The organism is Ideonella sp. BN130291 (assembly GCF_036231905.1).
Classification (GTDB): Bacteria; Pseudomonadota; Gammaproteobacteria; order Burkholderiales; family Burkholderiaceae_C; genus CAMLIZ01.
The window spans coordinates 1-26,399 of the sequence record NZ_JAZARE010000012.1 but is presented as its reverse complement, the minus strand read 5'-3'; the positions used below and the strand labels follow the sequence as shown (position 1 = coordinate 26,399).

The 26,399-nt window shown below is 67.6% G+C and carries 28 protein-coding genes; 15 read left to right on the top strand and 13 right to left on the bottom strand.

The annotated features are described in order from the left end of the window. Positions 1-12: 12 nt before the first annotated feature. Positions 13-900, bottom strand: coding sequence for a LysR family transcriptional regulator (locus VPH43_RS22910; RefSeq protein WP_328580089.1), 888 nt, complete (start codon positions 898-900; stop codon positions 13-15). A gap of 164 nt (positions 901-1,064) precedes the next feature. On the opposite strand from VPH43_RS22910, the gene VPH43_RS22905 reads away from it, so the two are divergent. Continuing rightward, positions 1,065-2,036 (top strand): tripartite tricarboxylate transporter substrate-binding protein, encoded by a 972-nt coding sequence (locus VPH43_RS22905; RefSeq protein WP_328580088.1) that lies wholly within the window; start codon positions 1,065-1,067, stop codon positions 2,034-2,036. A 53-nt stretch (positions 2,037-2,089) separates the two neighbouring features. On the opposite strand, the gene dtd is transcribed toward VPH43_RS22905, so the two are convergent. The 4 genes from dtd to tyrS are packed head-to-tail and all read right to left on the bottom strand — an operon-like array spanning position 2,090 to position 5,061. Then, a complete protein-coding gene (dtd, locus tag VPH43_RS22900) occupies positions 2,090-2,551 on the bottom strand; it encodes a D-aminoacyl-tRNA deacylase (protein WP_328580087.1) in 462 nt (153 codons plus the stop codon). Beyond that, positions 2,548-3,438: a cation diffusion facilitator family transporter gene (locus VPH43_RS22895; RefSeq protein WP_328580086.1), complete on the bottom strand. Its 891-nt coding sequence runs from the start codon at positions 3,436-3,438 to the stop codon at positions 2,548-2,550. The genes dtd and VPH43_RS22895 overlap by 4 nt, the downstream gene beginning before the upstream one ends. A gap of 7 nt (positions 3,439-3,445) precedes the next feature. Next, positions 3,446-3,814, bottom strand: a complete 369-nt coding sequence (locus VPH43_RS22890) for a DUF5329 family protein (protein WP_328580085.1) — start codon at positions 3,812-3,814, stop codon at positions 3,446-3,448. Then, positions 3,811-5,061, bottom strand: coding sequence for a tyrosine--tRNA ligase (gene tyrS / locus VPH43_RS22885; RefSeq protein ID WP_328580084.1), 1,251 nt, complete (start codon positions 5,059-5,061; stop codon positions 3,811-3,813). Before tyrS ends, VPH43_RS22890 begins: the two co-directional genes overlap by 4 nt. Before the next feature lie 208 nt (positions 5,062-5,269). Between tyrS and VPH43_RS22880 the strand changes: the two genes are divergently transcribed. Then, positions 5,270-6,646, top strand: a complete 1,377-nt coding sequence (locus VPH43_RS22880; protein ID WP_328580083.1) for a M23 family metallopeptidase — start codon at positions 5,270-5,272, stop codon at positions 6,644-6,646. Between the two features lie 37 nt (positions 6,647-6,683). Then, the gene (locus VPH43_RS22875; RefSeq protein ID WP_328580082.1) at positions 6,684-7,793 is read left to right on the top strand and encodes an anhydro-N-acetylmuramic acid kinase; all 1,110 of its coding nucleotides are present in this window, start codon (positions 6,684-6,686) and stop codon (positions 7,791-7,793) included. A gap of 49 nt (positions 7,794-7,842) precedes the next feature. On the opposite strand, the gene erpA is transcribed toward VPH43_RS22875, so the two are convergent. The 3 genes from erpA to rplM all read right to left on the bottom strand — a co-directional run bounded on the left by erpA (position 7,843) and on the right by rplM (position 9,306). Then, positions 7,843-8,211, bottom strand: a complete 369-nt coding sequence (gene erpA, locus VPH43_RS22870) for an iron-sulfur cluster insertion protein ErpA (protein ID WP_328580081.1) — start codon at positions 8,209-8,211, stop codon at positions 7,843-7,845. A gap of 263 nt (positions 8,212-8,474) precedes the next feature. After that, positions 8,475-8,867, bottom strand: coding sequence for a 30S ribosomal protein S9 (gene rpsI, locus VPH43_RS22865; RefSeq protein ID WP_328580080.1), 393 nt, complete (start codon positions 8,865-8,867; stop codon positions 8,475-8,477). Between the two features lie 10 nt (positions 8,868-8,877). Beyond that, on the bottom strand, positions 8,878-9,306 hold the full coding sequence (gene rplM, locus VPH43_RS22860; RefSeq protein ID WP_328580079.1) for a 50S ribosomal protein L13: 429 nt from the start codon (positions 9,304-9,306) through the stop codon (positions 8,878-8,880). A 274-nt stretch (positions 9,307-9,580) separates the two neighbouring features. Between rplM and VPH43_RS22855 the strand changes: the two genes are divergently transcribed. From VPH43_RS22855 to VPH43_RS22845, 3 genes are all read left to right on the top strand, one after another. Further along, entirely contained in the window at positions 9,581-10,291 is a 711-nt protein-coding gene (locus VPH43_RS22855; protein ID WP_328580078.1) for a GNAT family N-acetyltransferase, read from the top strand. 123 nt (positions 10,292-10,414) lie between these two features. Then, positions 10,415-11,215 (top strand): DUF2726 domain-containing protein, encoded by an 801-nt coding sequence (locus tag VPH43_RS22850; RefSeq protein ID WP_328580077.1) that lies wholly within the window; start codon positions 10,415-10,417, stop codon positions 11,213-11,215. 33 nt (positions 11,216-11,248) lie between these two features. After that, positions 11,249-12,271 carry a serine/threonine protein kinase gene (locus VPH43_RS22845; RefSeq protein WP_328580076.1) on the top strand — a complete coding sequence of 341 codons (1,023 nt, stop codon included), beginning with the start codon at positions 11,249-11,251 and terminating at the stop codon, positions 12,269-12,271. Between the two features lie 6 nt (positions 12,272-12,277). Here the strand turns inward: VPH43_RS22845 and htpG are convergent, their stop codons facing one another. Next, positions 12,278-14,149, bottom strand: coding sequence for a molecular chaperone HtpG (gene htpG, locus VPH43_RS22840; protein ID WP_328580075.1), 1,872 nt, complete (start codon positions 14,147-14,149; stop codon positions 12,278-12,280). 157 nt (positions 14,150-14,306) lie between these two features. Here htpG and VPH43_RS22835 point away from each other — a divergent pair, with 157 nt between their 5' ends. The 5 genes from VPH43_RS22835 (at position 14,307) to VPH43_RS22815 (ending at position 17,932) form a co-directional block, all read left to right on the top strand. Further along, entirely contained in the window at positions 14,307-14,915 is a 609-nt protein-coding gene (locus tag VPH43_RS22835; protein WP_328580074.1) for a hypothetical protein, read from the top strand. A 378-nt stretch (positions 14,916-15,293) separates the two neighbouring features. After that, entirely contained in the window at positions 15,294-15,458 is a 165-nt protein-coding gene (locus tag VPH43_RS22830) for a hypothetical protein (RefSeq protein ID WP_328580073.1), read from the top strand. Between the two features lie 60 nt (positions 15,459-15,518). Continuing rightward, on the top strand, positions 15,519-15,779 hold the full coding sequence (locus VPH43_RS22825) for a hypothetical protein (RefSeq protein ID WP_328580072.1): 261 nt from the start codon (positions 15,519-15,521) through the stop codon (positions 15,777-15,779). Positions 15,780-15,899: 120 nt separating this feature from the next. Continuing rightward, entirely contained in the window at positions 15,900-17,027 is a 1,128-nt protein-coding gene (locus VPH43_RS22820) for a DUF2855 family protein (protein WP_328580071.1), read from the top strand. 59 nt (positions 17,028-17,086) lie between these two features. Further along, entirely contained in the window at positions 17,087-17,932 is an 846-nt protein-coding gene (locus VPH43_RS22815) for an HDOD domain-containing protein (protein WP_328580070.1), read from the top strand. A gap of 20 nt (positions 17,933-17,952) precedes the next feature. Here VPH43_RS22815 and VPH43_RS22810 read toward each other — a convergent pair whose 3' ends face one another. Continuing rightward, positions 17,953-18,435 (bottom strand): Lrp/AsnC family transcriptional regulator, encoded by a 483-nt coding sequence (locus VPH43_RS22810; protein WP_328580221.1) that lies wholly within the window; start codon positions 18,433-18,435, stop codon positions 17,953-17,955. 121 nt (positions 18,436-18,556) lie between these two features. Between VPH43_RS22810 and hppD the strand changes: the two genes are divergently transcribed. Then, the gene (gene hppD / locus VPH43_RS22805; protein ID WP_328580069.1) at positions 18,557-19,675 is read left to right on the top strand and encodes a 4-hydroxyphenylpyruvate dioxygenase; all 1,119 of its coding nucleotides are present in this window, start codon (positions 18,557-18,559) and stop codon (positions 19,673-19,675) included. On the opposite strand, the gene VPH43_RS22800 is transcribed toward hppD, so the two are convergent. From VPH43_RS22800 to VPH43_RS22790, 3 genes are read right to left on the bottom strand one after another with little or no spacing between them, the layout of a single operon-like run. Continuing rightward, on the bottom strand, positions 19,653-20,549 hold the full coding sequence (locus VPH43_RS22800; RefSeq protein WP_328580068.1) for an esterase/lipase family protein: 897 nt from the start codon (positions 20,547-20,549) through the stop codon (positions 19,653-19,655). The genes hppD and VPH43_RS22800 overlap by 23 nt on opposite strands. Before the next feature lie 13 nt (positions 20,550-20,562). Beyond that, on the bottom strand, positions 20,563-22,173 hold the full coding sequence (locus VPH43_RS22795; RefSeq protein ID WP_328580067.1) for a GMC family oxidoreductase: 1,611 nt from the start codon (positions 22,171-22,173) through the stop codon (positions 20,563-20,565). Between the two features lie 14 nt (positions 22,174-22,187). Next, positions 22,188-22,694 (bottom strand): hypothetical protein, encoded by a 507-nt coding sequence (locus tag VPH43_RS22790; protein WP_328580066.1) that lies wholly within the window; start codon positions 22,692-22,694, stop codon positions 22,188-22,190. A 144-nt stretch (positions 22,695-22,838) separates the two neighbouring features. On the opposite strand from VPH43_RS22790, the gene VPH43_RS22785 reads away from it, so the two are divergent. The 3 genes from VPH43_RS22785 to VPH43_RS22775 are packed head-to-tail and all read left to right on the top strand — an operon-like array spanning position 22,839 to position 26,204. Beyond that, positions 22,839-23,540 (top strand): FFLEELY motif protein, encoded by a 702-nt coding sequence (locus tag VPH43_RS22785; protein WP_328580065.1) that lies wholly within the window; start codon positions 22,839-22,841, stop codon positions 23,538-23,540. A gap of 51 nt (positions 23,541-23,591) precedes the next feature. Further along, positions 23,592-25,277, top strand: a complete 1,686-nt coding sequence (locus VPH43_RS22780; RefSeq protein ID WP_328580064.1) for a long-chain-fatty-acid--CoA ligase — start codon at positions 23,592-23,594, stop codon at positions 25,275-25,277. Further along, a complete protein-coding gene (locus tag VPH43_RS22775) occupies positions 25,278-26,204 on the top strand; it encodes an MBL fold metallo-hydrolase (protein ID WP_328580063.1) in 927 nt (308 codons plus the stop codon). Positions 26,205-26,399 lie beyond the last annotated feature (195 nt).

Here is a 26,399-nt window from a genome sequence, read left to right as displayed (position 1 = left end):
GCGGCTTCAAGTTCAGGGCGCCGGACTGGCAGCGCCGGCCAGCACGCGGCGCATCTGCGCCACCAGTGCATCGGCGGCGGCGCTGGAGGGCAGGTCGCGGGGGCGCAGCCAATACACCGTGACCGGGATCTCCGGCACCAGCGGCTGCACCGACAGGGCGGGGTGGCGGCTGGCATAACCAGCGGTGATGCTGTCCACCAGTGCCCAACCGAAGCCATGCGCGGCCAGCTCGATGGCCGCGTGGTAGCTGTGCGCCAGCACGCGGGCGTCCGGCTGCACCTCGTGCGCCAGGCAGGCCGAATGCAACAGCCGGCCCAGCGGATCGGCCGGGTCCAGGTCCACCACCGGATGCGTGGCCAGGGCCTCGATGGCGACGGATGAGTCCAGCCCGGTGCCCACGCACACCAGGCGGGCGTGCGCCAGCACTTCGCTCAGCAAAGCCGGATGCGAGGAGGGTTCGAACGCAAAGCCGACATCCGCCTCGCGCAGGGCCAGGCTCTCGGCAATCTGGCGTGAATGCAGGGTGCGCAGCGAGATGCGCGCCTTGGCGTGCTGCCGGCTCCAGCGGCCCAGCGCCTGCGGCAGCGCTTCCAGCGCGAGGCCCGGCACACACAGCACGCGCAGCATCGCCTCCGACGTGCGGCCCAGGTTCGTGGCCACCCGCCGCACCGCATCCAGGTGCAGGTAGAGCTGTTCCACCTCCGGGAAGAGCTGGTGCGCCTCGGCGGTGGGCAGCAGGCGGCCGCGCACCCGCTGGAACAGCGGCACGCCCACATGCGCTTCGGCCTGCTGCAACAGGCGCGTGGCGGCCGGCTGCGTGATGTGCAGCAGGTCGGCCGCGCCCTTGACCGTGCCGCACTGCATCACGGCATGGAAGATCTCGATGTAGCGGATGCGCATGGATGGGTTGCCGGTGCGGGGCGATTATGCGGGCGTGCATGCGGGCCGCGCAGCCGGACTGCCTGCCTGGGGCACACCCCTACGTAGTTCCCGATGAACACGCGCGGTGCCACGCCGTAGCATGGCGGCATACCGTCCATCGCCGTCAGCGGCAAGGAGTCCCCATGAAGAAAATCCTCATCGGCAGCCTGGCGCTCGCAGCAGCCACCACCGTGTTCGCCGACTATCCCGACAAGCCCGTCACCATCGTCGTGCCGTTCGCTGCCGGCGGCCCCACCGACAAGGTGGCGCGCGACCTCGCCGACGTGCTGCGCAAGCCGCTGGGCGGCCAGAGCGTGATCATCGAGAACGTGGGGGGTGCCGGCGGCACGCTGGGCGCCGGCCGCGTGGCCAAGGCCTCGCCGGATGGCTACACGCTGCTGCTGCACCACATCGGCATGGCGACCGCGCCGGCGCTGTACCGCAACCTGCCGTACAAGACGCTGGACGACTTCGAGTACCTCGGCATGATCAACGAGGTGCCGATGACGCTCATCGGCAAGCCCTCGCTGCCCGCGGCCAACTATGCCGACCTGCACAAGTGGCTGGCGGCCAACCAGGGCAAGGTCAATCTCGCGCACGCCGGCCTGGGATCGGCCTCGCACCTGTGCGGCCTGCTGCTGCAGAGCGCGCTCAAGATGGAAATGACCACCGTGCCGTACAAGGGCACCGGCCCGGCCATGACCGACCTGCTGGGCGGCCAGGTGGACCTGATGTGCGACCAGACCACCAACACCAGCGGCCAGATCGAAAGCGGCAAGGTCAAGGCGTATGCGGTCACCACCACCAAGCGCCTGAGCGCGCCGCTGCTGGCCAAGTTGCCGACGCTGGACGAAGCCGGGCTCAAGGGCTTCAACGTGACGATCTGGCATGCGCTGTACGCGCCCAAGGGCACGCCGAAGCCGGTGCTCGACAAGATCAATGCCGCGCTGAAGGTGGCACTGAAGGATGCGGAGTTCATCAAGCGCGAAGAAGCGCTGGGCGCCGTGATCGTCACCGACAACCGGGTGGGTGGTGCCGAGCACAAGAAGTTCGTGGAGTCCGAGATCAACAAGTGGGGCCCGGTCATCAAGGCGGCCGGCCAGTACGCCGACTGACCCTGCGCAGCTCCGGCCCAAGCCACCTCCGGGTGGCTTTTTCATTGGCGTCGTCAGGCCTTGTCGATGTCGATCGGAATGGTCACCGGCCCGTCGTTGACCAGGTGCACCTGCATGTGGGCCGCGAACTGCCCCTGCGCCACCTGCGGATGCAGCTCGGTGGCGCGGCGCAGCACCAGCTCATAGAGCCGGCGGCCTTCGTCGGGCGCGGCCGCCAGCGTGAAGCTCGGACGGTTGCCGCCGGCAGTGTCCGCGGCCAGGGTGAACTGCGACACGATGAGCAGGCCACCCGCGCGGCCCTGGCCGTCCAGGTCCTGCACGCTGCGGTTCATGCGGCCCTGCTCGTCGCTGAAGATGCGCAGCTTCAGCAGCTTGGCTACCAGCCGCTCGGCATGAGCGTCGGTGTCGCCCTTCATCGCACACACCAGCACCAGCAGGCCGGGGCCGATGGCGCCGACGGCGTGGCCATCGACCTCCACACGCGCCTCGCGCACACGTTGCACCAGGGCCTTCATCGGGCTGCCTCCTGCAGCGGGGCATCGGCCAGCGGATGCAGTTCCACCAGCACCTCCATGTCGGGAAAACGCCCCTGCAGTTCGGCCAGCAAGTCCTGGCGCAGGCGCGCGGCACGCTGCATGGTCCACTGGGATGGCACGTCGCAGCGCAGCTCGGCATGGCGCCGGCTGCCCACGATGCGCGTACGCAGCCGCGTGAGCGCGGCTTCCGCATGCTGGCGCGCCAGGGTGCGCTCCACCAGCTCACGCACCTGCGCCTGGTCGCCCGGCGCCATCGCGCGGTCCATCAGGCCATCGACCGACCGGTGCACCAGCGACGCACCTTCGCGCGTGATATTCAGCGCCACGCCGATCGCCAGCAGTGGGTCCAGCCACAACCAGCCGGTGAGTGGCACCAGCAGCACACCGGCCACCACGCCGACGGAGGTCCAGACATCGGTGAACAGATGCCGTGCATCGGCTTCCAGCACGATGCTGCGGTGGGTGCGTGCCGCAGCCAGCATGCGCCAGGCGAGCAGCCCGTTCACCGCCGTGGCCAGCAGGGTGAGGCTGGCGCCCCAGCCCAGCGCCTCCAGCGCCCGCGGATGCAGCAGCCGCTCGATCGCGGCCCATACGATGCCCACCGCAGCACCCAGGATGAGCAGGCCTTCGAACCCCGCCGAAAAGTACTCCGCCTTGCGATGGCCGAAGGGGTGCTCCTCGTCCGGTGGCGCGTCCGCAATGCCCACGATCCACAACGCGAACACTGCCGCCGCGAGGTTCACGAACGATTCGAGCGCGTCGGACAGCAGGCCCACCGAGCCGGTGAAGGCCCAGGCGGCCGTCTTCAGTGAGATGGTGGTCACCGCGGCGGCGACCGACAGCTTCAGGTAGCCGCGAACCTGCATCAGCGGTTCAGCGCACGGCCTCGATGCGCGCCAGCTCGGCGCGCAGGAAGTCGCCGCTCGGCACCTCGCGGCCATCGGCCAGCCGCACCTTGTAGATCTGCCCGCTGGTGGAGGACTTGCTGGCGATCAGCTCGATGAAGTCGTTCACCGTCTTCACCCGGTCGCCATAGGCATCGAGCTTGCGGCGCAGGAAATCGGCCGCATCGGCCGGGCTGTAGTCGCTGCCGTTGCGCACAAAGCGCGCCTGCTTGTTCTGCGCCACCGCGTCGATCAGGCGGTCGATGCGCGCCTGTTCGGCCGCAGACGGCACCGAAGCGGCATGGCCGGACAGCGCCACCAGCAGCGCCAGGCAACCGGCCCGCCGCAGCCGGTTCATGACAGGGTCACCCGCGCAAACTTGCGCTTGCCCACCTGCAGCACCATGGTTCCTGCGTTCACCTTGAGCCCCTTGTCGCTGATGACCGTGCCGTCGATGCGCACGCCGCCCTGCTCGATCATGCGCAGCGCCTCGCTGGTGGACGGCACCAGGTTGGCCTGCTTGAGCAAGGCGCCGATGCCGATGGGCGCGCCCTGCACGGCGATCTCCGGAATGTCGTCCGGGATGCCGCCGCGGGCGCGGTTGTTGAAGTCCGCTTCCGCCGCGTCGGCCGCCTGGGCGCTGTGGAAGCGCGCGGTGATCTCCTTGGCCAGCAGCACCTTGGCGTCCTTGGGGTTGCGCCCGGCCGCCACCTCGGCGCGCAGCTGGTCGATCTCCGCCTCCGGGCGGAAGCTCAGCAGCGCGAAGTACTTCCACATCAGCGCGTCGCTGATGGACAGCAGCTTGGCGAACATGGTGTTCGGCGGCTCGGTGATGCCGACGTAGTTGCCCTTGCTCTTGGACATCTTCTCCACGCCGTCCAGCCCTTCGAGCAGCGGCATGGTCAGGATGCACTGCGGCTCCTGGCCGTATTCGGCCTGCAGCGCACGGCCCATCAGCAGGTTGAACTTCTGGTCGGTGCCGCCGAGCTCCAGGTCGCTCTTCAGCGCCACCGAGTCGTAGCCCTGCATCAGCGGATACAGGAATTCATGCACGCTGATCGGCACGCCGGCCTTGAAGCGCTTGGTGAAGTCGTCGCGCTCCAGCATGCGCGCCACCGTGTACTTCGCGGCCAGCTGGATCATGCCGCGTGCACCCAGCAGGTCGCTCCATTCGGAGTTGTAGCGGATCTCGGTCTTGTCCGCGTCCAGCACCATGCTGGCCTGCGCGAAGTAGGTCTTCGCGTTCTCCTCGATCTGCTCGCGCGTCAGCGGCGGGCGCGTGCTGTTGCGCCCGGACGGGTCACCGATCGTCGAGGTGAAGTCGCCGATCAGGAAGATCACCCGATGCCCCAGGTCTTGCAGCTGGCGCATCTTGTTCAGCACCACGGTGTGGCCCAGGTGCAGGTCCGGCGCGGTCGGGTCCAGGCCGAGCTTGATGCGCAGCGGCTGGCCGGTGGCCTCGGCACGCGCGAGCTTGGTTTCCCATTCGCCCTGGGGCAGCAGTTCGTCGCAGCCGCGCAGCGACACCGCCAGCGCGTGCCGCACCGCATCGGTCACCGGGTACTTCTTTTGCGCGGTTTCCGCGGACGAAACTGTCTGTGACATAAGGAAATTACGGGGTTTTTGACGCTTTTGCCGAAAGAGGCGGTTGTTATACTGCCCCGCGGTCACCAGACCGTCACACGGGTGCCCAGCCGCTGCCAGCGGTGGCCAAATTCTAGGCGACACCCGTTCTGCATCCTCGCACGCAGCCACACTCGCTGCGTCGCATCACACGAAGTCAAGGAGCCGTCGGCTCGGGGCCTGAAGTCACGTGAGTCTGTTGGGACAGTTGTCGCTGGCGTCCACCGCCACCCGCGAATTCCTGAAGCGCCATCCGCGCAGCATCGCCACCGCGGTGGTCATGCTGCTGGGCGGCTTCGGCGTCACCGCGTTCGGTATCGCCCCGCTGGCGCCGGACGCGGCCGACCTGCCCAAGCACCTGGTGACCGAAACCGTCACACCGGACGGCATCCAGGCTCAGCTGGACGCACTGGCCGAACACGCGCTCGAACTCTCGCGCAGCGACCTCACCCGCGCCAGCGACACCGCTGACAGCCTGTTGCAGCGCCTGGGTGTGTCCGACCCGGCCGCCGCCGCCTTCCTGCGCCGCGACCCCACCGCGCGCCGCCTGCTGGAAGGCCGTGCCGGCAAGATGGTGCAGGTGCGCGCCAATGCCGAAGGCCAGCTCATCGAGCTGGTCGCCCGCTACCCCGCCGAACGCAGCGAGCAGGCAGCCACCCATTTCACTCGCCTTACCGTGCAGCAAGCCGCCGGCAGCTGGCAGGCAAAGGTGGAAAGCGCCCCGCTGCAGACCCAGGTCAAGCTGGGCAGCGGCACCATCCGCACGTCCCTGTTTGCCGCCACCGACGACGCCCACATCCCGGACGGCGTGGCCAACCAGCTGGCGGACATGTTCGCCACCGACATCGACTTCCATCGCGAGCTGCGCAAAGGCGCCACCTTCAGCGTGGTGTACGAAGCGCTGACGGCGGACGGCGAGCCGGTCACCTGGAACCAGGCCGCCGGCCAGGTGCTGGCGGCCGAGTTCGTGAACAACGGCCGCGCCTACCAGTCGATGTGGTACCGCGATGCCAGCAGCAAGGGCAGCTACTTCGGCTTCGACGGCCAGAGCAAGCGCCGCTCGTTCCTGGCCAGCCCGATGGAGTTTTCCCGCGTGACCTCCGGGTTCGCGATGCGCTTCCACCCGATTGCGCAGACCTGGCGCCAGCACCTGGGCGTGGACTACGGCGCCCCCACCGGCACGCCGGTGCGCGTGGTCGGCGAGGGCGTGGTCGACTTTGCCGGCGTGCAGAACGGCTACGGCAACGTGGTGATCGTCCGGCACAGCAACGACCGCACCACCCTGTACGCCCACCTCAGCCGCATCGACGTGCGCACCGGTCAGCGTGTGGAGCAGGCCCAGCGCATCGGCGCGGTGGGCGCCACCGGCTGGGCCACCGGCCCTCACCTGCACTTCGAATTCCGCGTCAAGGGGCAGCACGAGGATCCGCTGAAAATCGCCAAGGCCTCGGAGACGCTCACCATCGCGCCGGGCGCGCGCGCGCAGTTCGCCGCGCTTGCCAAGAGTGCCAAGGCGCAGCTTGAAGTGGCTGCGTCCATGGCGGGCGCCAGCCGCTCCATCGAATAAGCAGCACGGCGGCCGCACCCGGCCGCCGTCCGCATCCATGCCCCTGTACATCGGCCTCATGTCCGGCACCTCGCTGGACGGGGCCGACGCCGTGCTGGCCGACATCGGCGAACACGGGCTGCGGGTGCTCGCCCACGGCTACGAAGCGTTCGACGCGCCGCTGCGGGCCGAACTGCTGGCGCTGAACCGACCGGGCGACAACGAGCTGCATCGGGCCGCACTCGCCGCCAATCGGCTGGTCCAGGCCTATACGCGGGTGGTGCAAACGGTGCTGCGCGACGGCGATACGCCGGCCACCGCCGTGCGCGCCATCGGCGCCCATGGGCAGACCGTGCGCCATCGCCCCGGCGATTTCGACGGCCTGGGCTACACGCTGCAGATCAACAACGGCGCCCTGCTGGCGGAGTGCACCGGCATCGACGTGGTGTGCGATTTCCGCAGCCGCGACGTCGCGGCCGGCGGGCAAGGCGCACCGCTGGTGCCCGCCTTCCACGCCGCCATGTTCGCCCGGGCTGGCGAAGCGGTGGCGGTGCTCAACCTGGGCGGCATCAGCAACCTGAGCCTCATCGACCCCATTGGGTCCGTGCGCGGCTTCGACTGCGGCCCGGCCAATGCCCTGCTGGATGGTTGGTGCGAACAGCACACCGGCCAGCCCTACGACGACGGCGGCCGCTGGGCGGCGAGCGGGCAGGTACTTGTGCCCTTGCTGGCCGCCCTGCTCAGCGAGCCCTACCTGCACAAACCGCCGCCCAAGAGCACCGGACGCGACCTGTTCAATCTCGCCTGGCTGGCGCCCTTTCTGGCTGCGCACGCGGCAGGCGCCGCGCCGCAGGACGTTCAGGCGACGCTGGCTGAGTTCAGCGCCTGCGCGGTTGCCGACGACCTAACCCGGCATGGCACAGGGACGGCCGAACTGCTGGTGTGCGGCGGCGGCGCCTTCAACGAAGACCTGCTGGCCCGCCTGCAGCACCGGCTGCCCGACATGCAGGTGCACAGCACCGCGGTGCGCGGCCTGCCGCCGATGCAGGTGGAGGCCGCCGCGTTCGCCTGGCTGGCGCATGCGTTCTGCGAGCGGGAACCCGGCAACCGGGTCGAAGCCACCGGCGCCCGCGGACCACGCGTCCTCGGCGCGCTGTACCCGCGCTGAGCCATGAAAAAAGCCGCCCGTGGGCGGCTTCATGTTGCGCGGGTTGGCCTCAGGCGGAGAAGCTCGAGCCGCAACCGCAGGTGGTGGTGGCGTTCGGGTTCTTGATCACGAACTGCGCGCCCTGCAGGTCTTCCTTGTAGTCGATCTCGGCGCCCATCAGGTACTGCAGGCTCATCGCATCGATCAGCAGGGTGACACCGTTCTTGGACATCTGGGTGTCGTCCTCGTTCACGATCTCGTCGAAAGTGAAACCGTACTGGAAACCCGAGCAGCCGCCGCCTTGCACGAAGACGCGCAGCTTGAGTTCAGGATTGCCTTCTTCGGCGACCAGATCGGCCACCTTGGCGGCTGCGCTGTCGGTGAAGATCAGCGGCGCGGGCATCTCGGTGGTGGGGGTCTGTTCGGCAACGGCGCTCATGGCAAAAACTCCTGGCTAGAGGCGGAATGATCCCATAGATGGGGATGGACGCCGGTTTGAAAAGCACAAAGCCGCCCGGAAAGAGCGGCTTTGTCGTGCGGTCCGGGGGCTGCGTCCACCCTTGCAGGGTAGGGGGCCACCCTGACAGAGCGGCTGGCCACCCTTGCAGGGCAGGTGCCGCCCGCCGCGCCGGGCCGCCCCAAGCAAGGGCGGCACCCCCTCGGGGGGTGGACTGCGGTACTCCGCAGCCCGGGGGCCAACACTTAGCGCTTGCTGAACTGCTTGCGACGGCGGGCGCCGTGCAGGCCGACCTTCTTGCGCTCGACTTCACGGGCGTCACGGGTCACGAAGCCGGCGTGGCTCAGTTCGCCCTTGAGCGCTGCGTCATAGTCGATCAGCGCACGGGTGATGCCGTGGCGCACGGCGCCGGCCTGGCCGGACTCACCGCCACCCTTGACGTTGACCTTGATGTCGAAGGCTTCGACGTTGTTGGTCAGGTACAGGGGCTGCTTGACGATCATGATCGACGTCTGGCGGCCGAAGTACTCGTCCACCGTCTTGCCGTTCACCGTGATCTGGCCGGTGCCCTTCTTCATGAACACCCGGGCCACCGACGACTTGCGGCGGCCGGTGCCGTAGTTCCAATTTCCGATCATCAACCGCTCCTTAGATCTCGAGGACCTTGGGTTGCTGGGCGGTGTGCGGGTGGGTTCCACCGGCGTACACCTTCAGCTTCTTCACCATCGCGTAGCCCAGAGGACCCTTGGGGAGCATGCCCTTGACGGCCTTCTCCAGTGCGCGGCCGGGGTGCTTGGCCTGCATGTCCTTGAACTTGGTGGCATAGATGCCGCCGGGGAAGCCCGAGTGACGGTAGTACACCTTGTCGGTGGCCTTGTTGCCCGTGACACGGAGCTTGTCGGCATTGACGACGACGATGAAATCACCGGTATCGACGTGAGGCGTGTAGATGGCCTTGTGCTTGCCGCGCAAACGGAGTGCCACTTCGCTGGCAACACGTCCGAGCACCTTGTCGGTGGCGTCAATCACAAACCACTCGTGCTTCACCTCGGCCGGTTTGGCGCTGAAGGTCTTCATGAGGGTCTTTCAATGGGGCGCGCCGCAGACTGCAGAGGGCGGCACACCGGTTCACGGCGAAAATGTCTTGATCGCTTCGTCGGTGCCACTTCAGTCAGGTGGCCTCTCGGAACGCGCCTTTCCCTCGCCGTTGACGGGAAAGCCCGCCAGTATAGCGCAGGCGAGCCACTCGGCGCCAGCCACTCCGCGGGGTTGCTGCAGCGCAGCAGTGGAGCACGCTCCCCAGTCAGCTCAGGTAGTATCAGGGTAACTACCTAATTTCTGGAGGGCCCGAATGGGATTCCCCGGTGACTTTCTTCAGCGGGCGCTGCCCGCCGAGCACCCATCCGCCGACACGGCCGAGGCGCCTGCCGCGCCGGCGTTCCGCTGGATACCGATCCGCTCGCTTGCGGCCCGCCACCGCACGCGCATCCTCACGCACCTGCTGTCGCTCAACGAGAGTGACCGCTACCTCCGATTCGGCTACGCGGCGTCGGACGAGCAGATCACCCGCTACGTCGACCTGATCGACTTCGAGCGCGACGAGGTGTTCGGCGTCTTCAACCGTCGCTTGCAGTTGATCGCGATGGCGCACCTGGCGTATCCGGACACCGCCGAAGCCTCCCTGGCCGAGTTCGGCGTCTCGGTGCTCGGCAAGGCGCGTGGCCGCGGCTATGGGGCGCGCCTGTTCGACCATGCGGTGCTGCATGCGCGCAATCGCGGCGTCGATACCCTGGTGATCCACGCGCTGAGCGAGAACCTCGCCATGCTGCGCATCGCGCGCAACGCCGGCGCCAGGATCCTGCGCGAGGGCGCGGAATCCCAGGCGGTGGTCAAGCTGCCACCCGAGGACATGGCGTCCCGCGTGGGCGAGCTGGTGGAGGACCGGGCTGCCGAGCTGGACTACCAGCTCAAGGTGCAGGCCCGCCGCATGGACGCCTTGCTGCTGGCGATGGCCGAAGTGAAGCAACAACTGGGACGCACCGGACGCAGCAGCGAGAGCTGAGCCGCCCCGCAACTCAGGGGATAGCCCGCGTTGCTCTGCGCGGTAATATGGCCTAATTGCAACCAATTGTCGCAAGAGGTCGCTCCACTGTCGGGGCCCCGCGGCTTCCGTTCAGGCCAGGCGATGCAGCAAACGCTCCCGTGGATGATTGCGCTCGCTGCGGTGGCGCTGCTGGTGCCCGCGGCGCTGCTGCTGGGCATGCGGCAGCGCAAGCCACCTCCGCCGCGGCCGTTGCCTGCGGAGTGGAACCTGGTGCCCCGCCCGGTGTTCAGCACCGACGAGCGCCGGGTCTACCGCCAGCTGCGCGAGGCGCTGCCCCACCACATCGTGCTGTCCAAGCTGCCGCTGGTGCGGTTTTGCCAGCCGAACGACCCGCAGGAGGTGCGCTTCTGGTTCGACCTGCTGGGCGCCATCCACGTCACCTTCGCGATCTGCAGTGCCAACGGCCGCGTGCTGGCGGCGATCGACCTGGACACGGACCGCGGCAATTCGCGGCGGGTGCTGCAGATCAAGCAGGCGGTGCTGGGCGCCTGCCGCGTGCGCTACCTGCGCTGCCCGGTGGACCACATGCCTTCGGTCTCCGAGCTGCAGCTGCTGGTGCCGCACAGCGCGGCCACCCGCGGCCCGCAGCCCGCGCCCAGCATCCACCAGGCGCGCGATTCCCTGTCCAGCACCGTGGCCACGCGCCGGCGCGAACGCACCGCGCTGTGGCAGGACTCCAGCGTGTTCCAGGATTCCTTCTTTTCGCCGGACAGTCGCGCCGACGCAAGCAACCCGAGCGGCTTCGGGCCTTTGTCGGCCACCGCGGCGGCGCGCCAGCCGCGCGACGCCGACGACTCGGTCCCGCCCGCCGAAAACCCCAGCGACATCGTCGGCGTGGTGGTGGACCCGCCGCGCCGCGGCAACCCGCCGGTTCGCCACTGACGGCACAGCCGGCCAGCCGCGTAGGATGCGGCGATGGCCGCTGACCTGCCCTCCACCACCCACAACGACGGTTATGCCGGCCTGACGCCACAAGCCGTGCTGGACGCGCTGCAGGCCGCCGGGCTGTATGGGGACGGACGCCTGCTGCAGCTGAATTCCTACGAAAACCGGGTGTTCCAGGTGTTCCTGGAAGACGGGTCGGCAGTGGTCGCGAAGTTCTACCGGCCCGGGCGCTGGACCGACGCGCAAATCCTGGAGGAACATGCCTTCGCGCTGGAGCTGGCCGCCCAGGACATTCCGATGGTGCCGCCCCTGCCCTTGCCCGACGGCAGCACGCTGGGCCACGTGACGCTCGAGGGCACCGCCCATCGTTTCAGCGTCAGCCCGCGCCGTGCCGGGCGGGCACCCGAGCTGGATGATCCGGACACGCTGCAGTGGCTGGGCCGCTTCATCGCCCGCATCCACGCCGTCGGACGGCAACAGGCCTTCGTCCACCGGCGGCGGCTGGACATCGTCACCTTCGGCCACCGCCCGCGCCAGCTGCTGCTGGACGGCGGCTTCGTGCCGGACACCCAGCGGGCCGGCTGGCAAGCCGCTTGTGACGCGGTGCTGGCCCGCGTCGAGCAGGCGTTCGCTGATGCAGGGGACATTGCGCTGTTGCGCCTGCACGGTGACTGCCATCCCGGCAACGTGCTGTGGCGCGAAGGCGAAGGCCCGCACTTCGTGGATCTGGACGATGCCTGCACCGGCCCGGCCATCCAGGACCTGTGGATGCTGATGTCGGGCGACCGCGCCGGCATGACGCGGCAGCTGTCCGAGCTGCTGGACGGCTACCTGCAGTTCATGCCGTTCGACCGCCGCGAGCTGCAGCTCATCGAACCCTTGCGCACCTTGCGCATGATCCACCACAGCGCCTGGCTGGCCGAGCGCTGGGGTGACCCGGCCTTCCCTGCGGCGTTTCCCTACTTCGGCAGCGCCGCCTACTGGTCGGAGCAGACCACCCAGCTGCGCGAGCAGCTGGAGGCCATGGACGAACCGCCGCTGGAGGTCTACTGAAGGCCGTTACGCCGGCGTGAGCAGCCGGGTGACGCGCTGCACATAACTCGCCGGGTCTTCCAGCTGGCCACCTTCGGCCAGCCAGGCCTGGTCGAACAGGATCTGCGCCAGGTCGTCGAACCGAGCATCACCGTCCAGGCGCTTCACCAGCGGATGCTCGGCGTTCACTTCCAGGATCGGCTTGCTCTCGGGTGCCTTCTGGCCCGCCTGCTTGAGCATGCGCGCGAGGTGGGCGCTCATGTCGCCTTCCTCCATCACCAGGCAGGCGGGTGAATCGACGAGGCGGGTGGTCACGCGCACGTCCTTGGCGCGCTCCTTCAGCGTTTCCTTCAGCCGGTCCAGCACCGGCTTGAAGGCGGTAGCCGCTTCTTCGGCTTTCTTCTTTTCCTCTTCGTCCTGCAGCTTGCCGAGATCGACCGCGCCCTTGGAGATGTTCTGCAGCGAGTGGCCTTCGTACTCGTACAGGTGGCTCAGCATCCACTCGTCCACCCGGTCCACCAGCAGCAGCACCTCGATGCCCTTCTTGCGGAAGATCTCGATCTGCGGGCTGTTCTTGGCCGCGGTCAACGTGTCGGCGGTGATGTAGTAGATCGCGTCCTGGCCTTCCTTCATGCGGCCCACGTAGTCGGCGAAGGACACGCCTTCATCGGCATGGGTGGATGCAAAGCGCAGCAACTTGGCCAGGCGCTCCTGGTTCTGGTGGTCTTCGCCGATGCCTTCCTTGAGCACCGGGCCGAACTCCTTCCAGAACGCGGCGTACTTGTCCTTCTGGTTCTCGGCCACGTCCTCCAGCATGGACAGCACCTTCTTGGTGGAGCCCTCGCGGATGGCCTTCACGTCGCGGCTTTCCTGCAGCAGCTCGCGGCTCACGTTCAGCGGCAGGTCGGCGGAATCGATCACGCCCTTGACGAAGCGCAGGTACACCGGCATCAGCGCCTCGGCGTCGTCCATGATGAACACACGCTTGACGTACAGCTTCACGCCGCCGCGCTTGTCGCGGTTCCACAGGTCGAAGGGCGCCTTGGCCGGGATGTACAGCAGCTGCGTGTATTCGGTGCGGCCTTCCACCCGGTTGTGGGTGTAGGCCAGCGGCGCATCGCTGTCGTAGCTGATCTGCTTGTAGAACTCCTGGTACTGCGCGTCGGTGACCTCGCTCTTGGGCCGCGTCCAGAGTGCGGCCGCCTTGTTCACGGTCTCCCACTCGTCCTTCAGGTGGTACTCCGCCTTGTCGGCGTCCCATTCCTCCTTGCGCATCAGGATGGGCAGGGAGATATGGTCGGAGTACTTGGAGATGATGGACTTGAGCTTCCAGGTCTTGAGGAACTCCTCCTCGCCCTCGCGAAGGTGCAGGATGACATCGGTGCCGCGTTCGGCGCGTGTGATCGGCTCCACCTCGAAGTCACCGGTGCCGTCGGAGCTCCAGCGCACCGCCTCTTCCGGCTTGAGGCCGGCGCGGCGCGACTCCACCGTGATGCGGTCGGCCACGATGAAGCCGGAGTAGAAGCCCACGCCGAACTGGCCGATCAGATTGGCATCCTTCTTCTGGTCACCCTCCAGCTTGGCCATGAACTCGCGCGTGCCGCTCTTGGCGATGGTGCCCAGGTGCGCCACGGCTTCCTCGGCGCTCATGCCGATGCCGTTGTCGCGGATGGTGATCGTCTTGGCGGCCGCATCGAAGCTGACGCGGATCTCCAGATTGGGCTGGTCCTCGTACAGCGCGGAGTTGTCCAGCGCCTCGAAACGCAGCTTGTCGCAGGCGTCCGACGCATTGGAGACCAGCTCACGCAGGAATATCTCCTTGTTCGAGTAGAGCGAATGGGTGACGAGGTGCAGGATCTGCTTGACCTCGGCCTGGAAGGACAACGTTTGTTTTTGCATGGCGTTCAACGCTCTCGCTGTGGTGTTTGGGCGCGCTCGCAGATAAGGGCCACTCGCCCGGCTTTCAAGAGGCGGGCTCTTGCAGCCGGCCCGGGCGGTCCCATGTTATGCCTCCATGCTCCGAGCCCAGATCAACCAAGATTTATCATTGCCGACCATGCAAACAGGCTCACGCGACGTCGCGCAGGTCCGGCTGGACAACGCGCTCGCCCTGTTTGACGAGTTCGTGCGCCATACCGTCAAACACCCGGACGCCGCCACCTTGCGCGGCCTGGAACGGCGTTTTGCGGAACGGCTGCAGATCCAGCCGAGCTACTGGAGCCAGATCAAGAGCCGCTCGCGCCAGATCGGCGAACGGCTGGCGCGCCAGTTCGAACAGCTGTGCCACAAGCCCCCCGGCTGGATGGACGTGCCGCACGACGGCGTGAAGCCGCATGCTTCTGGCCGGGAGCCGCTCGTGGCCGCGGCGGCCGCAGGGCAGGACACCGACAGCAGCCTGCCGCAGGACGACGACGAGCGCTTCATCGTCGGCCTGGTGCTCACCTACTACCGGCGCCACCCCGAGCGCGCCCGTACGCGGCTGCTGGACCTGCTGGGCGAAGTGCTGATGCCCTCGGCGGACGCGCCACCCGCCGCTGTTTCCGTGGCCAAGCCCGCCAAGCCTGCGACGCCCGCCCGCGCGCCGGCGGCCGCCCCCGCGGACGACCCGCACTCGCTCTGGCAGCGCAGCCAGCACGGCGTGGCGCCGCTCAAAGGCAAGCGCTGACGCTTGCAGCGCGCGCGTGGCGCGCGTCACACATCGTCACCCGCATCCCTTGTTCTAGGGATAAATTGTGCTTGCGCAAGATAATGACTCGTTTATCATTTGCGCAAGCCTGCAAAGCACTTTGCCGGCGACGCCCCTCCCTCCACTTCCACCGGATTGCCATGTCGTTTGCCCCCGCCCGTTCACTGCTGCCGATCGCTGCCTCCAGCTGCGCCGGCGCCGTGCATGGTCGCCGTGTCAACCGCCAGGCCGTTCGAGCACCCCGCTACAGGGACGCTGCACCACCAGCCTGCTGATCCATCAGCAGGCGGCGCAAGCGGCCCGGTGGCATCTGCCCCGGGCCGCTTTGCTTTTGGCCGCCCGTCCAGGAGACCTCGCATGAAGAAGCTGACCCTTTCCGCCCGCAAGCCCCGCAATCCCCTGGTCGCCGCCGCGCTGTTCCGCCGCGCCGGACGCCATGGCAGCGAAGGCCACGGCGCACGCCAGCAGGCCCAACGGGCGCTGCGCCACGAACTCGATCGCCTGCGACACCACAGCCCCTGAACCGCAAGGCTGACTGCGCTCCACCCTGAAGGCGCAGGACAGCCCCCGATGGAGACTCTCATGAAGACTTTGAGCTGGACCCGGACCCCTCCCGCCTATCCCGCCGGGAGCTTCCTGCGCCGCACCGCCGCCAGCAGCCTGCGTGCTGCCAGCGCCGTGCTGGCCCGCCTCGCACGCCGCTTGCGCGTGGCACCGGCACCTGCCGGCGCCCGCCTGCCCGTGATCGAGTTCCAGGCGTTCCACCACGAAGCCGGCGCACCCGAAGGCGCGCTCTACGTGGACGGTGAACTCGTGGGGTTCATCCCCGTGAGCCGCCTGTGACACCTGCACGCCCGTGATGCCGGCCGCAACGCCGGCGTCACGGGCGTGACAGCGTGCGGCGGCGTCCCGCGCGATGCTGGTTCCCCGGTCCCACAAGGACATTGCTGAAGGACGCCCGCCATGCCCGCCACCCCCGGACTGCGCTTCGAGGTCGACACCCACGACCTGCGCCGCACCCGCGTCGTCGAGACCTCCGATGCCGATGCGGCCTTGCCTGAAGGCGCCGCCCGCCTGCGTATCGCCCACTTCGCGCTCACCTCCAACAACATCACGTACGCCGCCTTCGGCGAGGCGATGAAGTACTGGCAGTTCTTCCCCACCAGTGAGCCCGGGTGGGGCTGCATTCCGGTGTGGGGATTCGCTGAAGTGGTGGAGTCGCGTGCGCCGGGTGTGGAGGTGGGCGAGCGCCTGTACGGCTACCTGCCGATGGCCAGCCACCTGGTGGTGCAACCCGGTCGGGTGAACGACGCCGGCTTCATGGATGCGAGCGTGCACCGCCGCGAGCTGCCGGCGGTGTACAACCAGCTTCTTCGGTGCGCCACCGACCCGCTGTACCACGCGCAACTCGAAGGCGCGCAAGCCGTGTTGCGGCCACTCTTCGTCACCTCGTTCCTGATCGACGACTTCCTGGTGGAGAACCAGGCCTTCGGCGCCAGCCAGGTGCTGCTGTCCAGTGCATCGAGCAAGACGGCCTACGGCACCGCCTTCTGCCTGGCCCAGCGCCGGGGCACCACCAGCGCCCTGCGCGTGGTGGGCCTCACCTCCCCGCGCAACCTCGGCTTCACCGAGTCGCTTGAGCTGTATGACCAGGTCGTGAGCTATGACGCCCTGGCCAGCCTGGACCCTGGTGTTCCCACGGTCTACATCGACATGGCGGGCGACGCGCCGCTGCGCCAGCGCGTGCATGCGCACTGGGACGGCCAGTTGGTGCACAGCTGCTCGGTGGGCGGCACCCACTGGCAGCAGCTCGGGTCCGCGGCCGGCCTGGCCGGGCCGCGGCCGGTGCTGTTTTTTGCGCCGGCGCAGGTGAAGCGCCGGGCCGCACCGCCACCCGATGGCTGGGGTCAGGAGGGCCTGCAGCTGCGCATCGCCCAGGCCTGGGCCGGGTTTGTCAAACACGCCACCGAGGGTCGATCGCCTGCGCTGCGGCTGGTGCAGGCACATGGCGCCGAAGCGCTCACTGCCGCGTATCTCCGCCTGCTGCAGGGCGAGGCGGACCCGCGCGATGGATTCGTGATGTCCCTGTAGCGCGCTCAAGCTCGCGGGCGCATCGTCCGATAACCCGGTACGTTGCCTGGCAAAACGCGATGAACGCCCCGCTCCACTCGAACCTGCTGCAGCAGCCGCTGCGTGACGTGTCGGCCTGGGCGCAGCACTTCATGCGCAGCGAGATACCGGTGCTTGGCGAAACGGCCGACACGCTGGAAGCGCTGCGCCTGAACGAGGACGCGGTCGACGCCAACCTGCTCGGCGAGACGATCTCCGGGGACCCGCTGATGACGCTGAAGGTGATGGCACATGTGTCCACCCACCGCTCCAGCCGCCGGGTCACAGACGCGGAAACCGTGACTGCGGCCCTGGTGCTGCTGGGCATCTCGCCCTTCTTTCGGACCTTCGGGCCGCAACCTACCATCGAGGAGCGGCTGGCCGACCTGCCCGGCGCGCTCGACGGACTGCAGGCGGTGCTGCACCGCGCCGGCCGCGCGGCCAAGTTCGCGCTGGGCTTCGCTGTGCACCGCATGGACCACGACGCGGCCGTGATCCACCAGGCCGCCCTGCTGCACGACTTTGCCGAGATGCTGCTGTGGTGCCATGCACCCGCGCTGGCGCTGGAGATCGCCGCACGGCAGCAGGCCGACCCCAGCCTGCGCTCGGCCGTGGTGCAACACGAGGTGCTCAACATCGAGCTGGCCGACCTGCAGCAGGCGCTGATGCGCGCCTGGCGGCTGCCGGAGCTGCTGATCCGCATGAACGACGACAAACACGCCCACACGGCGCAGGTGCGCAACGTGCTGCTGGCGATCCGGCTGGCCCGGCACAGCGCGAGGGGCTGGGACAACGCCGCCCTGCCGGACGACCTGGCCGACATCGCCCAGCTGCTGAATCTGGGCCTGGAGCCCACCATCAAGCTGGTGCATCAGCTCGACGACTGAAGGGGCGGGCGCTGCGCCCGCTACACCGGCAAGGCGGTGGTGTTCTTCACGTGGTCCAGCACGAAGCTGGTCTTGCAGTCCTGCACGCTGGGATGCTTGAGCAGGGTTTCCATGATGAAGCGCGAGTAGTGCGCCATGTCCTGCACCATCACCCGCAGCAGGAAATCCATCTCGCCGGTGAGGGCCGCGCACTCCACCACCTCCGGCCAGGTCTGCACGGCCGCGCGGAACAGGTCCATTGGGTTGCGCTTGTGGGTCTCGGTGTGTTTTTCCAGCCGCACGTTGAGGTAGGCGGTGAGGCTCAAACCCACCCGGTCGGCACGCACCAGCGCCACATAGCCGGCGATGACGCCTGCCTCCTCCAGCCGTTTCACCCGCCGCAGCGCGGCGGATGAGGAGAGGCCGACCTGCGAGGCCAGCACGTCGTAAGTCATTCGGCCATCGGCCTGCAGCGCGTGAAGAATGCGCCGATCGACGGCATCGAGCGGAATCGCTGTTTCCATGATCTGGATCATGCACCTTTCCTGCGCCGACCGGGCCGCGCGAGGTGGAAAACGCAGAAAAACTGCGCCCGCATCGGCCTACAGTGCTGAATTCTTCCAGCGCCGCCGACAGGAGACAGCCATGCAATTCACCCCCTGGGACAACCCGATGGGCACCGACGGTTTCGAGTTCATCGAATATGCGGCGCCGGACCCGCAGGCCATGGGCGCGCTGTTCGAGCGCATGGGGTTCACGCCGATCGCACGCCATCGCCACAAGCAGGTCACCCTGTACCGGCAAGGCCAGATCAACTTCATCGTGAATGCCGAGCCCGACTCCTTTGCGCAGCGCTTCGCACGCCTTCACGGCCCCAGCATCTGCGCCATCGCCTTCCGCGTGCAGGACGCCGCCAAGGCCTACCAGCGGGCGCTGGACCTGGGCGCCTGGGGTTATGCCGGGCAGGCAGGCCCGGGCGAGCTCAACATCCCCGCCATCAAGGGCATCGGCGACTCGCTCATCTACTTCGTGGACCGCTGGCGCGGCAAGAACGGTGCACGCGAAGGCGACATCGGCAACATCGGCTTCTACGACGTGGACTTCGAGCCGCTGTCACCAGGCTCGAGCGCGGCGCTCAATCCCACCGGCCACGGCCTGACCTACATCGACCACCTCACGCACAACGTGCACCGCGGCCGTATGGCCGAGTGGGCGGACTTCTACGAGCGGCTGTTCAACTTCCGGGAGATCCGCTACTTCGACATCGAGGGTCAGGTCACCGGCGTGAAGAGCAAGGCGATGACCAGCCCCTGCGGCAAGATCCGCATCCCGATCAACGAAGAGGGCAACGAGAAGCCGGGGCAGATCCAGGAGTACCTGGACATGTACCGTGGCGAGGGCATTCAGCACATTGCGCTGGGCTCCACCGACCTCTACAAGACCGTGGACGCCTTGCGAGAGCGCGGTGTGAAGCTGCTGGACACGATCGACACCTACTACGAGCTGGTGGACAAGCGCATCCCCGGCCATGGCGAGGACCTGGCGGAACTTAAAAAACGCAAGATCCTCGTCGACGGCAAGGCGGGTGAACTGCTGCTGCAGATCTTCTCGGAGAACCAGCTCGGTCCCATCTTCTTCGAGTTCATCCAGCGCAAGGGTGACCAGGGCTTTGGCGAAGGCAACTTCAAGGCGCTGTTCGAGAGCATCGAGCTCGACCAGATGCGCCGCGGCGTGCTGCAGCCTAAGACCGAAGCAAGCGCATGACGGCCTCGAACACCTGGGGATGAAACGCCAGGTGCACATGCGACCAGCCCACGATGTGGCGGTTGTCCGCCCCGGGCAGCGTGGCGGTCGAGGGCGGGAACACGATGTTGTCGCAGTGGCTGTAGAAGCAGGTGAAGCGCTGGTAGCGCGCCGGCGGCTCGGCTGACGCCAGCTGCCGCAGCCATTCACCGCCCAGCCGCATCTGGCGGGTATTGGTGGTGCGCGAATACCGGCCCAACCAGGTGCCATGGTGGGGCGTGCCGATGGTGAACACGCGTTGTACACGCTCGTCATTGCCGGTGCGGCGCAGCCAGGCGCGCACGGCCAGCCCACCCATGCTGTGCGCCACGATCACCGGCTGCACGCCGGTGGCCGCCTCGAGCTGCCGCAGGCCCGCCTCCACGATGTCGTCGTAACGGTCGATGGAGCCGAACACCGGCTCCAGGTTGACGGCCACGAACGGGATGCCGTCTGCGCGCAAGCGCCGCATCCAGGGGTTCCACAGGCCGCGGTTGCAGACGAAGCCATGCACCAGCAGCACGCCACGCCGGCCGCGCGCGTGTGCCGGCAGGTGATCGGGTTCCGCGCGCGAGCGGAATGGCTGGCGCCAGTAGAAGACGCTGGGCGCCGTGATCACCTCGCCCCACCAGGCGCGCAACAGCTGGAAGCCACTCGCACGGGGCGCGGGGTCGGTGCCATGCGCTAGGCGCAGCACCATGAACTCGAAGCCCAGTACCAACGCGTAGCCGAACACCATCAGCAGGGCGCCCCCGACAGCGAGCAGCGGCCGGCCTGCCGCCGCCCAATGCGCCAGCCACGCCCCGGTGGCGAGCAGCAAGGTCAGAACGATCAGCTGCTGAAGACGGGCCAGCATGCGGTGCGGTGCATCAGGCCAGTGCCACATCACGCCCCGCCAGCCGCTTGGCGAGCTGGGTCGCGAGCCGGTTGGTGAGGCCGTAGATCGACAGCTGCGGGTTGGCGCCGATGCTGGTGGGGAAGAGCGAACCATCGTGCACCGACAGATTGTCGATCTGCCAGTGCAGGCCATCGGGCCGCACCACGCCATGCCGTTCATCGCCCGCCATGCCGCAGCCGCCCATCACATGGGCGCTGGCCACCCGCGTGAGCAGCGGCTTCATCGGGAGCGCCTGGATCGCCGCACGCGCTTCGCTCCACGAGCGGTAAGGCAGCGCCAGCTCATGCAAGGGCATCACCGTCTGCGCACCGGCGGCAAATTGCAGCTCGGCCATGCTGAGCAATGCACGCCGGGCGCCCTCCATCACAAAGTCGGTGAGCGGGTAGTCCAGCACGGCCGAACCGTCCGGTCGCAGGCCGACGCGGCCGCCCGGCGATTCGGCATGGAAGCCGTCGCGCAGCAAGGCCAGCAGCATGTGGGTGTTGGGATAGCTCTTCAGCCGGTCCACCTGCTCGCGCCCCAGGCCCACCTGCTTGGAGGTGTAGATCAAGGGATGCACCGGCGGCGCTTCCAGCTTGTAGCCCATGGGGCCGTCGATGGCGGCCACGTGCAGGAAATGGTCGGTGTACACGGTTTGCGGGGCACCGCTCCAGGGCTCCACCCGATGGTCGAACACGCTGGACGACAGCACGGTCGGATGGAGGAAGGTGCGCCGGCCCAGGGCGCCATGCGGATCGGGCGCACCGGAGCGCAACAGCAACGCCGGCGAGTTGATGGCACCACCGGCAACCACATAGTGCTTCGCGTTCACACGCACCAGCGTGCCGGTGGGCTGGCCGGCGTCGTTCATCGGCTGGCACAGCAGCGCGCGCACCCGGCCATTGGCCAGCTCAAGCGACTGCGCGCGCGTTTGCACCCACAGCCGCGCGCCGCGTTCCAGTGCCGCAGGGATGGTGGTGATCAGCATCGACTGCTTGGCATTGGTGGGACAGCCCATGCCGCAGGAGCCCAGGTTCCAGCAGTTCTTCACGTTGCGCCGGATGCCGGCCGCGGGAATGCCCAGCGCCTGGGCACCGCGCCGCAGCAGGTCATTGTTTTCGTTGGGGGCCACTTCCCACGGCGCGATGTTGAGCCGCTTCTCCGCCTGGGCGAACCAGGGCGCCATGCTGTGTTCGTCCAGGCCGCCCAGGCCGAACTGCTGCTGCCAGTAGCGCAAGGTTTCGGGGGGCGTGCGAAAGGAACTCGTCCAGTTGACGGTGGTGGACCCGCCGACACAGCGCCCCTGCAGGATGGTGATGGCCTTGTCGGCGCTCTGCCGGCTGGCGCTTTCCTGGTAGAGGCTGGGATAGGCTTCGCTTTCCAGCTGGCGGAAGTCGCTGCTCGACTTGAGCGGCCCTTCTTCGACGATCAGCACGTCGAGCCCAGCAGCCGTGAGCAGCTCGGCGGTGATGCCGGCGCCCGCGCCGCTGCCGACGATCGCCACATCACAGGTGTGGGTGGATGGCAGGGCGGCATGCGGGCCGCCGTGCACGCGCCAACCGCGTGCCAGGCCTTCGCGAATGGGATCCGGGCGTTGACTCATCGTGTTGGGGTGGCTCAAACGTCGTTGGGGCCGGGATACCCCAGCCACGCCCAGGTGGTTGGGTCGGCGAAGTAGGCCGCGTTGGTGAGTTCCCGCAGTGCGAAGTACGCCTGCTGGCGCACCGCCAGCGCGGATGTGCGCATCGCCTGCAGTGCGGCATGCACCTGCGCGACGCTCGCGTCGGACCAGTCGGTCGTCAGCCCCGCCAGTCCGACACGGCCCGGCGCGCTGGCCAGCAGCGCCAGCAGCGTGGACAACTCGTCCTGTGCGTGTGGTGCCAAGCCGGCGATGGTGCCCTCGAGCCGGGCGAGCAGCCCGTCGAGGCTGCGCAGTCGGGCGCTGGCGTCCGTGGGCAGCGCGCCGTCCAGCACGGCGGCACCGACGGCACGGAACACAGCACGCCCCCCCGCCGACAAACGCCCGCCCGTCAGCCCCGGGCGGACCAGCGCCACGCCGGCGCCGGCGAGGGCCAGCACGGCAGCGCCGCCCAGGCCGAGTTGGAGGAGTCGTCGTCGTTGCATGGTGGCAGGCAGTTTTGCATCCCCGGGCGCTGGCACCGTAGAGGCGGGCGACTAGATCGCCACCACGGAAACCCCAGGGGTCCGCTGCTACGCTTGCGCCTCATGACGCCAGCCGGCCAACGCATCCTCACGCACCTGCAGTCCGTGGCCGACGAACGCGCAGGCCGCCAGGCCATGCCAGGGCTGCAGGACCGTGTGATGGCCGTCAAGGCGTATCAGCAGGCACGTTTCCGGCGCGGCTACGCCGATCTGCTGGGTGACGCCCGCTATCGCGGCGCGGCCACGTTCTTCCTCGAGGAGCTGTACGGGCCTGGGGACTTCTCCGAGCGGGATGCCCAGTTCGTGCGCATCGTGCCAGCCCTGGTGCGGCTGTTCCCGGAAGAGATCGTGCAGACGGTGGAGGCGCTGGCTGCCTTGCACGCCTTGTCCGAGCGCCTGGACACCCGCATGGGCATGCACCTGCCGTCGGCTTCGTTAACCCGGGCTTCCTACGTGGCGGCATGGCAGGCGACCGGCGAACCGGACGCGCGCAGTGACCAGATCCGCATGACGCTGGACGTTGGACGCGCCCTCGATCGTTTGACACGCAACCCGGTGCTGCGCCATAGCCTGCGGTTGATGCGGGCGCCGGCGCGCAGTGCAGGGCTGGCGACGCTGCAGGCCTTCCTGGAGCGTGGATTCGACACCTTCCGGCAGATGCGCGGCGCCGAACGTTTCCTGGCCACGGTCGCAGAGCGCGAAGAGGCCTTGCGGCAGCGCCTCTTCACAGCGGATGCTGTCGCGATGGCGACAGTACCCGCCGTATTTCGCCTGGAAGCCGGCGATCCGTTAGTGCAACTACCGTAGCTCCGGCCGCTGGGCGCCGCGACCATGCCGCAAACACCTTGCGGAGCCCGCGTGCAGAAACCCTGGTTGAACCACTACCCCCCCGGCGTACCGGCTGAAGTGCGGACCGACGTGTACGAGTCGCTGGCCCAGCTGCTGGAGGATTCCTTTCGGCAGCACGCTGCACGCGACGCGGCCGATTGCATGGACAAGCGCATCAAGTTCCGCGACCTCGACGAGATGTCACAGGCCTTGGGCGCCTGGTTGCAGAGCCGCGACCTGGCGCCCGGCGCGCGGGTGGCGCTGATGATGCCCAACCTGCCGCAGTACATGGTGGCGATCGCCGCGGTGCTGCGCGCCGGCTACGTGGTGGTGAACGTGAACCCCCTGTACACCCCGCGCGAGCTGGAGCATCAACTCAGGGACTCGGGCGCGCAGGCCATTGTGGTTCTGGAGAATTTTGCGCACACGCTGGAAGAGGTGATCGCCCGGACCGACGTGCGGCATGTCGTGCTCGCATCCATGGGGGACCTGCTCGGTTTCTGGAAGGGACAACTCGTCAACTTCGTCGTGCGTCACGCCCGCAAGATGGTGCCGGAATACCGCCTGCCCGCGGACGGTGGCTACAGCGTGACCCGCTTCAACATGGCCTTGGCCGAAGGCACGCGCCTGTCCTTGCGTCGGCCCACCATCGGCCCGGAGGACGTGGCCTTCCTGCAGTACACCGGCGGCACCACAGGGGTGAGCAAGGGCGCGACCCTGCTTCACCGCAACGTCGTTGCCAACATCCTGCAGTCCGAGGCCTGGTTCAAGCCCATGCTGGACAAGCTGGGCGACAAACCGCTGACCGTGGTGTGCGCGCTGCCGCTGTACCACATCTTCGCGTTGACGGTGTGCTACATGCTGGGCGTGCGGATGGGGGCGATGAACCTGCTGATACCCAACCCGCGCGACATCCCGGGGCTGGTGAAGACGCTGAGCCGGCATCGGGTGAACATGTTCCCCGCCGTCAACACACTGTTCAACGCGCTGTCGAATGACCCGGAGTTTGCGCGGCTGGACTTCAGCGAGCTGGTGGTGTCCAACGGTGGCGGCATGGCGGTGCAGCAGGCAACCGCGGAACGCTGGCTGCAGATCACCGGTTGCCCGGTGGTGGAGGGCTACGGCCTGTCGGAAACCTCGCCAGTCGCCACCAGCAACCGCCTCGATCTTCAGGAGTTCACCGGCACCATCGGGCTGCCGGTGCCGTCCACGGACATCGCCATCCGCGACGACGAAGGCAACGACGTGGCCTTGGGACATCCGGGCGAGATCTGCATTCGCGGCCCGCAAGTGATGGCGGGATACTGGAACCGGCCCGACGAAACGGCCCTGGTCATGACTTCCGACGGCTTCTTCCGTTCCGGCGACATCGGGGTGATGGACGCGCGGGGTTACGTGAAGATCGTGGACCGCAAGAAGGACATGATCCTCGTGTCCGGATTCAATGTGTACCCCAACGAGATCGAGCAGGTGGTCAGCCTGCATCCCGGCGTGCTGGAGTGTGCGGCGGTCGGTGTGGAGGACGAGAAGTCCGGCGAAGCGGTGAAACTGTTCGTGGTCAAGAAGGACGCCACCCTGTCGGAAGACGACCTCGCCCGGTATTGCCGCGACAACTTCACCGCCTACAAGCGACCGAAGTACATCGAGTTCCGCGACGACCTGCCAAAGACCAACGTCGGCAAGATCCTGCGTCGCGAATTGCGAACGCCCGCGTGAATGACCGTGACACCGATTGACGCCTCCGCCGTCGGTGCACTGTTCGGCCGGCTGGGCCTGCGGGTGTTCGAGCGTGGCTGGCTGTCGTCCAACAACGTGTTGTTCGCCGAGTCACCGGCTGCCCCTGCGACTGTGGTGGACACCGGTTATTCAGCCCATGCAGCGCAGACCGTTGCGCTGATCGAGAAGGGCCTCGCTGAAGGGCCGCTCGCACGCATCGTCAACACGCACCTGCACTCAGACCACTGTGGCGGCAATGCGGCCCTGCAGCGGCGCTGGGCCGTTGAAACACTTGTCCCCCGAGCGTGCTATGAGGCGGTGAACACATGGGACGAGCAACAGCTCACGTTTTCAGCGACTGACCAGCGATGCGAGCCGTTTGTTGCGGACGGCGCGCTGTCAGCCGGCGATGCCCTGCAGCTCGGTGCCGCCACATGGGAGGTTCATGCGGCGCCCGGGCACGACCCCACCGCGCTGATGCTGTTCGAGCCGGCGTCTCGGGTGTTGATTTCCGGCGACGCGCTGTGGGAGCGGCGCTTGGCGATCATTTTTCCGGAATTGGTCGGTGAGCCTGGTTTTGGTCCGTGTCTGGACACGCTGGATGCCATCGAGGCGCTGGATCCGGTACTCGTGATCCCAGGGCATGGCCGGCCCTTTGTCGATGTCGCCGCGGCCTTGCGGGCGAGTCGCGGGCGTTTGCAGGCGTTCATCCGCGATCCAGCGAAACACCGACGGCACGCCGTGCGCGCCTTGGTGATGTTCCACATGCTGGAGGTTGGCGAGTGCCGTGGGTCCGAGTTGGTGGAGTGGCTGGCCCAAACGCCCATCCATGGCGGGATGGAGATCTCAGCGGCGACGGAGGTCGTCGAAGGCCTGCTGGAAGACTGGGCGTTGAAGTGCGCCGATGGTGTATTGCGCCCTGCTTAGAAGGCAGCCGACCTGATACTCAGATATGGAGTCGAGTTTTATTGGAAACTCAATTCGATTATTGCCGCCGCAAAAGCAAAACCCCCGCCAGATTACTCTGGTGGGGGTTTAAATAAATAGCCTGACGATGTCCTACTTTCACACGGGAATCCGCACTATCATCGGCGCAGAGGCGTTTCACTGTCCTGTTCGGGA